Source organism: Mesorhizobium sp. WSM4306, from assembly GCF_007003975.1.
In the GTDB taxonomy this organism is placed as follows: domain Bacteria; phylum Pseudomonadota; class Alphaproteobacteria; order Rhizobiales; family Rhizobiaceae; genus Mesorhizobium.
In genome coordinates, this window is sequence record NZ_VFTC01000018.1 from 100,483 (window position 1) to 113,021 (window position 12,539).

12 protein-coding genes and 1 other RNA gene are annotated in these 12,539 nt (G+C 62.5%); 7 read left to right on the top strand and 6 right to left on the bottom strand.

The genetic code is table 11. The features are described from left to right. Positions 1–17: 17 nt before the first annotated feature. The 3 genes from FJV77_RS20800 to FJV77_RS20810 form a co-directional block, all read right to left on the bottom strand. Positions 18–1,886 (bottom strand): extracellular solute-binding protein, encoded by a 1,869-nt coding sequence (locus tag FJV77_RS20800; RefSeq protein ID WP_142868509.1) that lies wholly within the window; start codon positions 1,884–1,886, stop codon positions 18–20. After that, positions 1,886–3,763: an extracellular solute-binding protein gene (locus FJV77_RS20805; RefSeq protein ID WP_142868510.1), complete on the bottom strand. Its 1,878-nt coding sequence runs from the start codon at positions 3,761–3,763 to the stop codon at positions 1,886–1,888. Before FJV77_RS20805 ends, FJV77_RS20800 begins: the two co-directional genes overlap by 1 nt. Positions 3,764–3,916: 153 nt before the next feature. Further along, complete coding sequence (locus FJV77_RS20810; protein ID WP_142868511.1) at positions 3,917–4,576, bottom strand: cytochrome c family protein; 660 nt, start codon at positions 4,574–4,576, stop codon at positions 3,917–3,919. 191 nt (positions 4,577–4,767) lie between these two features. Between FJV77_RS20810 and FJV77_RS20815 the strand changes: the two genes are divergently transcribed. Further along, positions 4,768–5,496 carry a 3-deoxy-manno-octulosonate cytidylyltransferase gene (locus FJV77_RS20815; RefSeq protein ID WP_142868512.1) on the top strand — a complete coding sequence of 243 codons (729 nt, stop codon included), beginning with the start codon at positions 4,768–4,770 and terminating at the stop codon, positions 5,494–5,496. 9 nt (positions 5,497–5,505) lie between these two features. Beyond that, positions 5,506–6,369 (top strand): prephenate dehydratase, encoded by an 864-nt coding sequence (locus tag FJV77_RS20820; protein ID WP_142868513.1) that lies wholly within the window; start codon positions 5,506–5,508, stop codon positions 6,367–6,369. Here the strand turns inward: FJV77_RS20820 and FJV77_RS20825 are convergent. Genes FJV77_RS20825 through FJV77_RS20835 form a run of 3 tightly spaced genes read right to left on the bottom strand, consistent with a single transcriptional unit; the run spans position 6,366 to position 8,091 of the window. Further along, entirely contained in the window at positions 6,366–6,671 is a 306-nt protein-coding gene (locus FJV77_RS20825; RefSeq protein WP_142868514.1) for a Dabb family protein, read from the bottom strand. The two genes, FJV77_RS20820 and FJV77_RS20825, sit on opposite strands and share 4 nt — an antisense overlap. A 22-nt stretch (positions 6,672–6,693) precedes the next feature. Further along, on the bottom strand, positions 6,694–7,635 hold the full coding sequence (gene nudC, locus FJV77_RS20830) for an NAD(+) diphosphatase (RefSeq protein WP_142868515.1): 942 nt from the start codon (positions 7,633–7,635) through the stop codon (positions 6,694–6,696). A 36-nt stretch (positions 7,636–7,671) separates the two neighbouring features. Further along, the gene (locus FJV77_RS20835) at positions 7,672–8,091 is read right to left on the bottom strand and encodes an HIT family protein (RefSeq protein ID WP_142868516.1); all 420 of its coding nucleotides are present in this window, start codon (positions 8,089–8,091) and stop codon (positions 7,672–7,674) included. Between the two features lie 158 nt (positions 8,092–8,249). Between FJV77_RS20835 and ffs the strand changes: the two genes are divergently transcribed. The 5 genes from ffs to recR all read left to right on the top strand — a co-directional run bounded on the left by ffs (position 8,250) and on the right by recR (position 12,526). Beyond that, positions 8,250–8,346, top strand: an RNA gene (ffs, locus tag FJV77_RS20840) — signal recognition particle sRNA small type. 104 nt (positions 8,347–8,450) lie between these two features. After that, on the top strand, positions 8,451–10,283 hold the full coding sequence (locus FJV77_RS20845; protein WP_142868517.1) for a DNA polymerase III subunit gamma/tau: 1,833 nt from the start codon (positions 8,451–8,453) through the stop codon (positions 10,281–10,283). A 30-nt stretch (positions 10,284–10,313) separates the two neighbouring features. Then, entirely contained in the window at positions 10,314–10,637 is a 324-nt protein-coding gene (locus tag FJV77_RS20850) for a YbaB/EbfC family nucleoid-associated protein (RefSeq protein WP_112560695.1), read from the top strand. A 217-nt stretch (positions 10,638–10,854) separates the two neighbouring features. Next, positions 10,855–11,823 carry a cell wall hydrolase gene (locus tag FJV77_RS20855; RefSeq protein ID WP_142868518.1) on the top strand — a complete coding sequence of 323 codons (969 nt, stop codon included), beginning with the start codon at positions 10,855–10,857 and terminating at the stop codon, positions 11,821–11,823. A 97-nt stretch (positions 11,824–11,920) separates the two neighbouring features. Beyond that, the gene (gene recR, locus FJV77_RS20860) at positions 11,921–12,526 is read left to right on the top strand and encodes a recombination mediator RecR (protein ID WP_142868519.1); all 606 of its coding nucleotides are present in this window, start codon (positions 11,921–11,923) and stop codon (positions 12,524–12,526) included. Positions 12,527–12,539 lie beyond the last annotated feature (13 nt).

Sequence of the window (12,539 nt, forward strand, 5' to 3'; positions counted from 1 at the left end):
CTGCGCGAATGGTCATGTCAGGCTTTGCCAATTTTTGCCGCCTTGCCCTTGTCGACCCACCACAGCGCTTCGACCGGAAAGCCGAAATCAGGTTTCCGCTCGGGAAAACCGAACATGTCCCAATAGGCGCTTCGGTGATTCGCCAGGAACCAACTTGGAATCCAATCGCGTCGTGCACGCAAGACCCGGTCGAGCGCGCGCATGGCAATTGTCAGGCTTTCGCGGTCCTCGGCGGCGCCTGCAGCGTCGACCAGGGCGTCGATGGCCGGGCTCGATGTTCCCGGCAGATTGCGTGTGCCCGACAGGGTGGCGGCTCGCGAATGAAAAAACAGTTCCAGATCGTCACGGGTTGGCGTGGCGCCGAAAATGAAGGCAGCCGAAATGAGGTCGTAATCGAACGAATTCTGTCGCAGCTGATACTGCGCCGCATCGACCAGCCGGATCGAGGCATCGATGCCTACCGCCTTCATGTTTTCGATCCAGGGAGAGTAGACCTGTCCGAAAACCTGGTCGTCGACCAGGAACTCTGCCGATAGCCGCCCGCCCTTGTCGTTCACGACGAAATCGCCGGAGCGTTTCCAGCCGGCGTCGGTTAAAAGCTTGGCCGCCTTGCCAAGCAATCGGCGGTCACGGCCGGAGCCGTTCGATACGTCTTGGATCACGGCTTCGCCAAAAGCCTCAGCGGGGATCTGATCTCGCAGCGGTTCGAGAAGAGCCAGCTCTTGCGGCGGCGGCAAGCCTTCGGCACGAAAATCGGATTGCTCGAAGCAGGATTGCGAGCGCTCATAGGAGCCGTAAAAGAAATTGCGCCGCGTCCATTCGAAGTCGAAGCAAAGGCCGATCGCCTGGCGCACGCGCGCATCGCGGAACTGCTCGCGCCGCTGGTTGACGGCAGTGGCCTGCATGGACGGCATGGTTTCAGCCGGGAATTCGTGCTTCACCACCTTGCCGGCGACAAACGCCGGGAAGTCGTAACCGGTCGCCCATACGCGCGAGACCGCTTCCTCCTTGTAGAGGATTTCTCCCTTCTTGAACGCTTCGAAGGAGGCATTGCGATCCTGGTAGAATTCGACGCGGATGCGACCGAAATTGTTCTGGCCGCGATTGACCGGCAGGTCGTTGCCCCAATAGTCAGCCACGCGCTCATATTCGATCCACGCTCCCGCCGACCAGCGGCCGACCTTATAGGCGCCTGACCCCAGCGGCGGGTTCATCTGCGAGGAATCGAACGGGTTGGCCGTATAGAAAGCCTTTGACAGGATCGGGAACGCGACGACGTTGAGGATGGTGCGGCTTGTCTGCTTGCCGGAGAATTTGAGCTGCAGCGTGTGGGTATCCACGGCGATCGCGTCATCCAGATGCGTCAGTGTCAGCGAAAAGTCCGGATGCCCCTTGTCCTTGAGTAGCTTGAAGGTGAAGGCGGCGTCTTCAGCGGTAAGCGGCGTGCCGTCATGGAAACGGGCTTGCGGGCGCAGCGAGAAGGTGAAACCGTTGCGGTCGTCGGAGATCGTCACCCCGTCGGCGATCAGCCCGTAGACGGCGTCAGGCTCATCATATGCCCTCACCATCAGCGCGTCGAAACACATCTCCATGCGCTGCGGCGAATCGCCCTTGGGCACGAAACAATTCAGCGTGTTGAAGGTCAGCGGCGTCTGGTTCCAGCCCCAGGTGCGTGGCAGGAAATTGAAGGTGCCACCTTGCGGCGCATCGACATTGACATAGTCGAAGTGGGTGAAGTCCGGTTTGTACTTGAGGTCGCCGAAGGCCGACAGCCCGTGCAGTTTCACCCCGGTCGGGCTGGCAGCGAAAGCCTTGCCCGGAAGCAGCGCAGCAGCGGCCGCGGCGCCACCGAGGGCCAGAAAGTCGCGGCGAGGAAGCACCGCCATCAATTGCCGCCCTTGTACTTTGCGACCAGCGCCTTTTCCTTGTCCGCATCGATCCACCAGGAATCGATGTCAGCGCCACGGTAGCCGGGCTGCTTTTCCGGGATGCCGAACTTGTTCCAGTAAGCGAGCCATACCACGGCGCGGTAGTATTGCGGCACGACATAGTAATTCCACAGCAACACGCGATCGAGCGCATGCGTGGTGGCGACGAGGTCATCGCGGTCCGTGGCAAAAATGATGCGGTCGACAAGGTCATCGACGACCGGGTTCTTGATGCCGGAATAGTTGCGCGATGCCGGTGTGTCGGCTGCTTTCGAACTCCAGAAATCGCGCTGCTCGTTGCCGGGCGATTCCGACTGCTGAAGCTGCCCTGTGATCACGTCATAATCGAAATTTCTGACGCGGTTCGTGTACTGGCTCGGGTCGACGATGCGCAATGTCGCATCGACGCCGATCTTGCGCAGATTGGCGATCCAGGGGCTGGAGATGACCTGGTCGGTTTCACCCGAGCCGAGGATTTCAAACTTGAATGGCTCGCCGGTCTTGGCGTTGACCATCTTGCCGCCCTTGATCACCCAGCCAGCCTGGGCGAACAGGTCGACCGCCTGCTTCAGATACTTGCGCTCGGCCTGCGGCGAATCGTAGACCGGCAGCTTGAATTCCTGGGTGAACAGTTCGGGCGGCAGCTTGTCGCGGTACTTCTCCAGGATTTCCAGTTCCTTGCCTTGCGGCAGGCCGCTCGAGGCCAGTTCCGTGCCTTGGAAATAGCTGTGGGTCCGGCTGTTGAAACCGAAGAACAGCGTGCGGTTCATCGATTCGAAATCGAAGGGGTAGGTGAGCGCGGCCCTGACCAGACGATCGGCAAAGAGCGGATGTCTCTGGTTGAGCATGAAAGCCTGCATCGGCTCGGGCGAGGTGGTCTTGAATTCCTGCTTGATCACGTCGCCGGCCTTGATCGCCGCGAAATCGTAAAACGTCGCCCAGCGCTTCGAGCTGTTTTCCGGCTTGATGTCGTCAAGCCCCCCCTTCTTGAACGCCTCCCAGGAGGCGTTGTCGTCAAGAATGTAGGTGAAATGCTGGGTGTCGAAATTCTCGCGGCCGATTTTCACCGCCAGCTTGGCGCCCCAATAATCGGGCACGCGCTGCCAGACGATCTCCGAGCCGGCTTTGAAACTGGCGATCTTGTAGGCAGCCGAGCCCAGCGGCGGCTCCAGCGTCCCCTTGGTGATGTCGCGCTTCTTGCCGTTGGCGTCGGTGCCTTCCCACCAATGCTTGGGCAGCACGACGAGGTCGCCGAGGATCTTGGGCAATTCGCGATTGCCCTTCTGGTCGAAATGAAATTCGACCTCACTGTCCGAGACCGCGACGGCGTCGGTGACGTTTTCGAAATAGCGGCTGTACATCGGGCTGTTGGCCTTCAGCACCTGGAACGACCAGATCACGTCCTCGGTGGTTATCGGCTGCCCGTCATGCCATTTCGCGCGTGGGTCGAGTCGGTAGGTGGCCGAGGAATAGTCGGTCGGGTATTTGTAGGCATCGGCGATGAGCGGGTGGCTGACGCTGCCTTCGTCAGTCGCCTGATCCATCAGCGTGTCGTAGAGCAGGCCGCCGCCAAATGGCTGCAGGCCGGCCGCCGGCGAGCCCTGCACGATGTAGGGATTGAAGCTGTCAAATGTGCCGGAAACCACCGAATTGTAGGTTCCGCCCTTCGGCGCGTCCGGGTTCACATAATCGTAGCGTTGGAAATTCTCGCCATATTTGGAGGGACCGATCAGCGAGGAGGTGGTGTGCCATTCATCCGCCAAGGTCGCCTTCAGGCCACCTGCGAGAGCGGCCACAACCAGAAAGGACCTCAGAAGCGCTCGGCCAACCGTCATGCGTTCTCCTCTTCGCGATGCCCCGACAATCCTAGATGATTTGACGCCGGAGAAAACCGCCATGCGCCGGCTTTGTCGCCGCATATGCGATTTTCCTAACAAAAAAGCCGGGCTAAACCCGGCTTTTCTGAGGTCATCGAGATGACAATTCGGTTATTTGGCAGGCGCCGGAGCCGGTGCTGCGGGAGCGGCACCTTCAGCCGGCTTCGCCGGAGCGGCGCCCTCGGCGGGCTTGGCCGGCGCCGTTGCATCAGCGGCGGCACCTGGGGTCGGCAGCGGCTTCGGGCTGTCCGAAAGCGTGCGCAGATAGGCGATGACGTTGGCGCGGTCCTCGTCCTTCGGCAGGCCGGCAAAGCCCATCGCCGTGCCCTTCACGAATTTCTTCGGCGAGGTGATGAAGTGGTTGATGTTGTCATAGGTCCACTTCTCGGTGCCGCCCTTGGAAAAATCCTTCATGCCGGCCGAATAGGCGAAGCCTTCATGCTCGGCGACGGGGCGGTCGACGATGTCCCAGAGGTCCGGGCCGACCTTGTTCGGGCCGCCCTTTTCGCCGGAATGGCAGGCCTGGCATTTCTTGAACACGGCGGCGCCCTGCTCGACATTGGCGCTGGCCAGAAGATCGGCGATCGGCTTGGCCTCAACGGCAGGGCCGGCGCCGCCGCCTTCGGCAGGCTCGGTCGCCTCGATGGCGTAGCCGGGCTTTTCCGGCGCCGGCGAGGCAAACAGCGCGTCAGACACCAGGCCGACCGAGAAAACGACGAAACAAGTTCCGAGCAATCCGGCGAGCAGCTTGTTGACTTCGTTGGAATCCATGCGCCCCTTGCTCCCTTTTCCGGCGGACCGATCGTCCACTCCGTCCGTCGGTATCGTGACCCGCCCCGTCGAGCCGGTCAAATCGGGCGGAAACTAGGTCTTTTGCTCCAGCGTTGCAACACCTATAAGGGCGCTTCCAGTGAGACCTTTTGCCACTTTTCCCATTGCCTTTCCGGACGCCAGCAACCCTGATGTCGACGCTCATCCTGATCCCGGCCCGCATGGCCTCGACGCGCCTGCCGGGCAAGCCGCTGGCCGATATAGAAGGCGCGCCGATGATCGTGCATGTCGCCCGTCGCGCCGCCGAGGCCGGGCTTGGCCGGGTGGTGGTGGCAACCGACACGCAAAGCGTGGCTGAAGCGGTGCGCGCGCACGGTTTCGAGGCGGTGATGACTCGCATGGACCATGAATCAGGCTCCGACCGCATTTTCGAGGCGCTGACCGCGCTCGACCCCGGCCACAAGGTCGAAACCATCGTCAACGTCCAGGGCGACCTGCCGACCATTGACCCGGAGATTATAGGGGCGGCGCTGCGGCCGTTCGAAGACCCCGCGGTCGACATCGCCACGCTTGGCGTCGAGATTGTCCGCGACGAGGAAAAGACCAACCCCAATGTCGTCAAGATCGTCGGTTCGCCGCTCTCGCCGACGCGGCTCAAGGCGCTCTATTTTACTCGCGCCACCGCGCCCTGGGGCGAGGGGCCGCTCTATCATCATGTCGGCCTTTACGCTTATCGGCGCGCAGCACTCGAACGCTTCGTGGCGCTGAAACCGTCGCCGCTGGAACGGCGCGAGCGGCTGGAGCAGCTGCGGGCGCTGGAGGCCGGCATGCGCATCGACGCCGAGATCGTGCAATCGCTGCCGCTTGGCGTCGACACGCCGGAAGACCTCGAACGCGCCAGAACCATCCTTTCAACCTGAGACATCGGCATGCCTGAAAAGACCAACAGAATATCCTTCCAGGGCGAGCCGGGCGCCAATTCCGACACCGCCAGCCGCAACATGTTCCCGTCGATGGTGCCGTTGCCGTGCCCGACCTTCGAGGATGCGTTCAACGCGGTCGAGACCAACAAGGCCGACCTCGCCATGATCCCGATCGAAAACACTATCGCCGGCCGCGTCGCCGATATCCACCATCTGTTGCCGGAATCGAAACTGCACATCGTCGGCGAATATTTCCTGCCGATCCATTTCCAGCTGATGGTGCTGCCGGGCGTCAAGCGCGAAGAGATCAAGACCGTCCACAGCCACATCCATGCGCTGGGGCAGTGCCGCAAATACATACGCAAGAACGGCTGGAAGCCGGTGGTCGCGGGCGACACGGCGGGTTCGGCCAAGCTGGTTTCCGAGCTCAAGGACCGCACCATGGCCTCGCTCGCGCCCGCACTTGCCGCCGAGCTCTACGGCCTCGACATCATCGAGAAGAATGTCGAGGACACCGACTCGAATGTCACCCGTTTTGTCGTGCTGACCAAGAACAAGCAGTGGGCCGAGCGGCCCTCGGCCGACACCAAAATGATGACGACCTTCATCTTCCGCGTCCGCAACGTGCCGGCCGCGCTCTACAAGGCGATGGGCGGTTTCGCCACCAACGGCATCAACATGACCAAGCTGGAGAGCTATCAGCTAGGCGCTTTCACCGCGACGCTGTTTTATGCCGACATCGAGGGCCATCCCGACGATCCGCTGGTCAAGCTGGCGCTCGACGAACTGCGCTTCTTCTCACGTGAAGTGCGCATCCTGGGTGTCTATCCCGCTAGCGAGTCGCGCGAGCAGTGGAAGGTCGCGGACTAGACCAAAAGTGCCAGCGGCACGTAGTCGATTTCCATGAAGGTCGCGACTTCCGGCACCCAGCGGTCGCGCACGAAGGCGACGTGGTCGGGATGCTCATTGTATCTGGTATAGGCCGCCTGATCCGCGAACTCCATCGAGAAGCCGAAGTGATAGTCGTTCTTGGGACTGACCTGCCGCAGCGGCTCGAAATGGGCAACGCCCTTGATCGCGCTGAGAATGCGCTTGGCGTCGGAGAGGAACCGTTTTTCCTCCAGCGAGTACTGCGGGTGCTTCAGGGTGAAAACCACGGTGTGACGGATCATTTTTTGCTCCCGTTATCCCTATTTACTCGCTGTCGACCCAGGCGCGGATCAAATGATGCGCGATGGCGCCTTTCGGCGGCGTCACGAGATTGTCCTTGTGCGTCCTCTCCAGCATAGAGCGCACCTCGTCGCGGAAAAACCAGCGGCAGTCCTCCAGCTCGTTGAGGTCGGCCTGGATGTCCTCGTTGAGCGGTTCGCCGAAACAGCCGATCATCAGCGAATAGGGGAATGGCCAGGGCTGGCTGGCATGGTAGACGACGCGGCCGAGCCTGATGCCGGCTTCCTCGAGGGTCTCGCGGCGCACCGCCGCCTCGATCGTCTCGCCGGGCTCAATGAAGCCGGCAAGGGCTGAGTACATGCCGGGGCCGAAATGCCGGCCACGGCCGAGCAGGCATTTCTCCCGTGTCGCCGTCAGCATGATCGCCACCGGATCGGTGCGCGGAAAATGCTCGGTGCCGCAGTTGGGGCAGTGTCGCTTGTAGCCGCCGGCACGCATTTCTGATTCATGGCCGCATTTGCTGCAGAAACGATGGCTGACATGCCAGGCAAGCAGCGCCGCGCCTTGTGCCAGCGCGCCGGCGGAAGCCTCGTCGATCAGCCCCTGCATGTAGACCGAGCGATAGTCGATGGCCTTGATGGTCTCCGGCAGCTGTTCAGGATCGAGGCCGACCGGCACGGCGAGCACCGGGCCGCTCTCGGCAAAGCCGAGCAGCACGCCATGCGCGAAGGACGGTTGGAGTAGCTCGCTGCCGGCAACATCGAACCAGGGGTCGAAGATACCGCCGCTGAGTTTCAAATACAGCCGACCACCATGCATTGGCAAAAGCCGTGCTTTGGGATCGGCGAGCGCCCTTTCGACGGAATCGTCAGCGCGGTTCTCGGATTGCCGGTCGATCGTGTTGCCGGCGAAACCGACGAAGTGGCTCGGCTCGCGCAAGGGCGCGTCAAACAGGCGAAAGGTCATGGAAGCTCGAACGTTCAGGATGGACACGGGCGCAGTTTATAGCGCCGCCTTTATCTGTTGCGCAAACCGGCGGATGTCGGAACGTTGATAGGGCTCGCGCATGCCGTGCCCCCATACCGGGCCAGGCCAGCCCGGATCGCCTTCCGAGCGGGCAATGACATGGACATGCAGTTGCCGCACGATGTTGCCGAGCGCGCCGGTATTGATCTTGGTGCAGCCGGTGGTTCTTTTCAGCGCCTGCGCCACCATATTGGTCTCGAAGGTCAGCATCGCCTGGTCGAGCGGCGTCATGTCGTGGATTTCCTCGATGCCGGGCCGCTGCGGTACAAGGACCAGCCATGGCCATCGGCGGTCGTTCATCACCCTGAGTTCGCACAGGCCGAGCCACATCAACTGCTCGCTGTCCGCCTCCAGCCTGGAGTCGAGCGTGAATCCGGCCTTGAGGCCCGGCAGCATTGGCGTTTCCCTTGCGTTTCTCGCATTATTTCCCAAACCCAGAACGCTAGAGCGGCTGCACGGGGGCTGCAAGTGATTCATTGAGCGGAGGAGCTTGAGGGCGCCCGATTCTCAATGCACCCTTGCATTTCATCGCTGAATTGCCGATATGGAACGCGGGAGGTTGGTGGTGGACGATCCACTCGCCAACCGGGTCAGGTCCGGAAGGAAGCAGCCCTAACGAGCCCGGAACGGGTCATTGTTCCAGCCTCCCACCTCATCGGCCCCTCTCGCGACATTGACGACGCATTGCAGCGCGGGCGAGACTATTAGCAGGAATCGGCCACCTCCGACGCGGCCTTTTGGAGCTTTACGGGCGAATGAGCGAAGCCGGAAATTCGGGCCCAGAAAACCTGGATAAGCAAAAGGCCGCCGCCTATCGTGTGCTGGCGCGCAAGTACCGTCCGGCGAATTTCTCCGAACTGATCGGCCAGGAGCCGATGGTCCGCACCCTGACCAACGCTTTCTCCACCGGCCGCATCGCCCAGGCCTGGATGCTGACCGGCGTGCGCGGCGTCGGCAAGACGACCACGGCGCGCATTCTGGCGCGGGCGCTCAACTACAAGACGCCGACAGTCGACCAGCCATCGGTCGACCTTGCCGTCTTGGGCGAGCATTGCCAGGCGATCATGGAAGGCCGCCATGTCGACGTCATCGAGATGGACGCCGCCTCCCACACCGGCATCGACGACATCAGGGACATTATCGAGCGCGTGCGCTATGCCCCGGTGTCGGCGCGCTACAAGGTCTACATCATCGACGAAGTGCACATGCTCTCCACCCAGGCCTTCAACGGCCTGTTGAAGACGCTGGAAGAGCCGCCGCCGCACGTCAAATTCATCTTCGCCACCACCGAAATCCGCAAGGTGCCGATCACCGTCCTGTCACGCTGCCAGCGCTTCGATTTGAGGCGCATCGATGCCGGCGCGCTGGTCGCGCATCTCTCGTCGATTGCCGGCAAGGAAGGCATATCGGTCGACGACGACGCGCTGGCCACGATCGCGCGCGCCGCCGAAGGCTCGGCCCGCGATTCGCTGTCCATCCTCGACCAGGCGATCGCCCATGGCGGCGGCGCCGTCAGTGCCGAGGCGGTGCGTGCCATGCTGGGGCTGGCCGACCGCGCCCGCATCGTCGACCTGTTCGAACATGTGATGAAAGGCGACGTCGCCGCAGCGCTGGCCGAATTCCGCAACCAGTATGACACCGGCGCCGACCCGGCTGCGGTGCTCACCGATCTGGCCGAATTCAACCATCTCGTCACCCGGCTGCGCTTCGTGCCGACTGCCGCCGACGATGCCTCTTTGTCCGAGGACGAGCGCCGGCGCGGCGCCGAATTCGCGAGCGCGCTGTCGGTCAAGGTACTGTCGCGGACCTGGCAGATGCTGTTGAAAGGCATCCCGGAGGTGCAGTCTTCCAACCGCCCGGTCAGCGCTGGCGAAATGGTGCTGATCCGGCTGGCGCATGCCGCCGACCTGCCGACGCTGGACGAGGCGCTGAAATCGCTGGAGAGCGGTGTCTCAGTTTCGAGCGGCGCGCCGCGTCCGAACGGAGCGCCGGCCAGCCTCGGCCCGGCAACACCAGGCAATGGCGGCGCAAGTGCCGTGGCCCAGCCGCGCATGCCGAATTCCGGTGGCAGTGGCGCGCAGACCATGCGGCTGGTCGAGCCCGAACCGTTGCCGGCGAGCTTCGTTGCCGCACCCGAGCCGGTGGTCGAGACGCCGCCTGTGCCGGTGAAGTCGCTGGCCGATATCGTCGCCCTTGCCGACCAGCAGCGCGATATGGCCTTCAAGGTGCAGGTCAAGCGCTGCGTGCGACTGGTGCGCATCGAACCCGGCCGCATCGACGTCAGCCTGACCGACGATGCGCCGAAAATGCTGCTCAACGAGCTGACCGCCAAGCTGCGCGCCTGGACCGGCCGCAACTGGCTGGTGTCGCTGTCGAAGGAAGAAGGCGGCCAGACGCTGGCCGAGATGGAATCGACCAAGCGCGAGACCGCTTTCTCCGATGCGAAAAGCGATCCGGCGGTCGCCGCCATCCTGGCGCGCTTTCCCGGCGCCAAGATCATCGACGTGCGCATTCCCGACGCGCCGGACGTCGATGCGGACAAGGCCGAAGTGCCGGTCGAGCCACCGGGCGACGACGACGAAACCTGACCACAGCACGAATCCGCAAAGGACCTGACCATGAAAGATCTTCTCGGCCTGATGGGCAAGGCGAAGGAAATGCAGGCCAAGTTCCAGGCCATGCAGGACGAGATCGCCACGCTTGAAGCAAGTGGGCAGGCCGGCGGCGGCCTGGTCAGCGTCACGCTGACCGGCAAGTTCGAGATGAAGTCGCTGAAGATCGACCCGTCCCTGTTCAAGGAGGACGATGTCGAGATCCTGGAAGACCTGCTTCTGGCCGCCCACAATGACGCCAAAAATAAGGTCGAGCAGATCATGCAGGAGAAGACCAAGGCGCTGACGGCAGGCTTGCCGATCCCGCCCGGAATGAAATTGCCCTTCTGAGCCGGCTTCACCAGTTAATTGATTATGAACGGAAATCGGCTGCGGGGGCTATTGTTAAGACTTTCTCCGGCATTGCTCACGCGGACATATCCGAGCATTTATAAAGTTTTACCTATGCTGCACGAATGCTAATCCTTTAGCCATCTTTTTGCCTTTAAGAGTCTCATTCTTGCCACATCCTGGGACGGGTTGGCATCTGGAAAATGAGGCACTTTTGTTGATCGCGACGCGATGGAAGACGCCGCTGTTGCTCGGCATCATCTTCTCCCCCTTGTTCCTGGCGGGTTGCAGCCAGACCACTTCTTCGCACGGCATGTCGGTCGCCAGCCTGACCGACGCCATCACGCCCAGCTTCCTCTCGACTCGCGCCTACGGCCACACGCCGAAGGAGAAGGAATGTCTTGAGCGGGCAATGTTCTTCGAGTCCAACCGCTCGAGCCGTGACGGCATGATCGCCGTCGGCACGGTGGTGATGAACCGGCTGCGCTCCGGCAACCATGGCAGCACCATTTGCCAGGTGGTGGGCGAACCGGGCCAGTTCGCGCCCGGCGTGATGACGCGGCCGATGAATTCCAAGGCGATGCCCGATGTCGAGGAAGCTGCTGACGCCGTGCTCAAGGGCGAGCGCAAGGCCAAGCTTAAGAACACGATGTACTTCCACACCGCCGGCCTGAAGTTCCCGTACAAGAACATGCACTACACCATGGTTGCCGGCGGCAATGCTTTCTACGAGAAGCGCGGCCGCAACTGGCAGCCGCTGCCGGATGAACCGACAACCATGGTTGCTTCAGTGACGCCGCGCGCGCGCGTGGCTGAAGCGCCGGTGCAGGTGGCTTACGCCGAGCCGGTGGTGAAAACGATCGTCCGTCCGGACCCCGCCAAGCAGGCTGCGGCAGTTCGCGCGGCCAAGGCTAGCCAGGCCCCGGTCGAGCAGACCTATGTGACGGCTGCCGTGGCGCCCGCCAATGGCGCCCGCGTCGCCACCAAGCAGACGGAAGTGGCGATGCAGGAGCCGATGGCCGAGCCCGATGCCTCGCGCTTCGGTGGCACGCTGAACGCCCGCTACATCACCTCGGTACCTTCGGCGACGCAGGAAGCGTCGATGGGCTTCCAGTCGACGCCCGAGAACACCGACGCCATCGGCGCGATGATTGCCGACCAGACCCGGCCGCTCTCGGCCTACTGACGCCTGAAGCCTTTTCAGAGCCCGCCATGGCAGCATGGTGGGCTCCATGCGTTTGGTGCATGTTTCAAAGCGCGCCGAAAAATCCTAGATCAGTGCGATGTCCAAGCGAATCGCCGGTCCCGAGATCGAACGCCTGATCCAGCTCCTGGCCAAGGTGCCGGGACTTGGGCCGCGTTCGGCGCGGCGCGCGGCACTGCACCTCATCAAGAAGAAGGAGCAGCTTTTGTCGCCGCTCGCCGCCGCCATGGGCGAGGCCGCCGACAAGGTGCGCATCTGCACGACCTGCGGCAATGTCGATACGTCAGACCCGTGCATGATTTGCACCGATCCGCGCCGCGATGCCAGCACGCTGATCGTCGTCGAGGATGTCTCGGATCTCTGGGCGTTGGAGCGGGCAGCAGCGATGAATGTGCGCTACCACGTTCTTGGCGGCACGCTGTCGCCGCTCGACGGCGTCGGCCCCGAACAACTCAACATCCGCTCGCTGGTCGACCGTGTTGCCGGCGGAGAGGTCAAGGAGGTCATTCTCGCCGTCAACGCCACGGTCGAGGGCCAGACGACGGCGCATTACCTGACCGACCAGCTCTCGGGTTTCGAGGTCAAGGTGACACGGCTCGCCCATGGTGTGCCCGTTGGCGGTGAGTTGGACTATCTCGATGAGGGTACACTGGCCGCCGCGTTGCGATCGCGGACGGCGTTTTGACGCAATTGGCGGG

Excerpts from the sequence above, each read along its gene's own strand:
- FJV77_RS20800 (WP_142868509.1), bottom strand. The coding sequence starts at position 1,886 with ATGGCGGTGCTTCCTCGCCGCGACTTTCTGGCCCTCGGTGGCGCCGCG.
- FJV77_RS20805 (WP_142868510.1), bottom strand. The coding sequence starts at position 3,763 with ATGACGGTTGGCCGAGCGCTTCTGAGGTCCTTTCTGGTTGTGGCCGCT.
- FJV77_RS20810 (WP_142868511.1), bottom strand. The coding sequence starts at position 4,576 with ATGGATTCCAACGAAGTCAACAAGCTGCTCGCCGGATTGCTCGGAACT.
- FJV77_RS20815 (WP_142868512.1), top strand. The coding sequence starts at position 4,768 with ATGTCGACGCTCATCCTGATCCCGGCCCGCATGGCCTCGACGCGCCTG.
- FJV77_RS20820 (WP_142868513.1), top strand. The coding sequence starts at position 5,506 with ATGCCTGAAAAGACCAACAGAATATCCTTCCAGGGCGAGCCGGGCGCC.
- FJV77_RS20825 (WP_142868514.1), bottom strand. The coding sequence starts at position 6,671 with ATGATCCGTCACACCGTGGTTTTCACCCTGAAGCACCCGCAGTACTCG.
- nudC (WP_142868515.1), bottom strand. The coding sequence starts at position 7,635 with ATGACCTTTCGCCTGTTTGACGCGCCCTTGCGCGAGCCGAGCCACTTC.
- FJV77_RS20835 (WP_142868516.1), bottom strand. The coding sequence starts at position 8,091 with ATGCTGCCGGGCCTCAAGGCCGGATTCACGCTCGACTCCAGGCTGGAG.
- FJV77_RS20845 (WP_142868517.1), top strand. The coding sequence starts at position 8,451 with ATGAGCGAAGCCGGAAATTCGGGCCCAGAAAACCTGGATAAGCAAAAG.
- FJV77_RS20850 (WP_112560695.1), top strand. The coding sequence starts at position 10,314 with ATGAAAGATCTTCTCGGCCTGATGGGCAAGGCGAAGGAAATGCAGGCC.
- recR (WP_142868519.1), top strand. The coding sequence starts at position 11,921 with ATGTCCAAGCGAATCGCCGGTCCCGAGATCGAACGCCTGATCCAGCTC.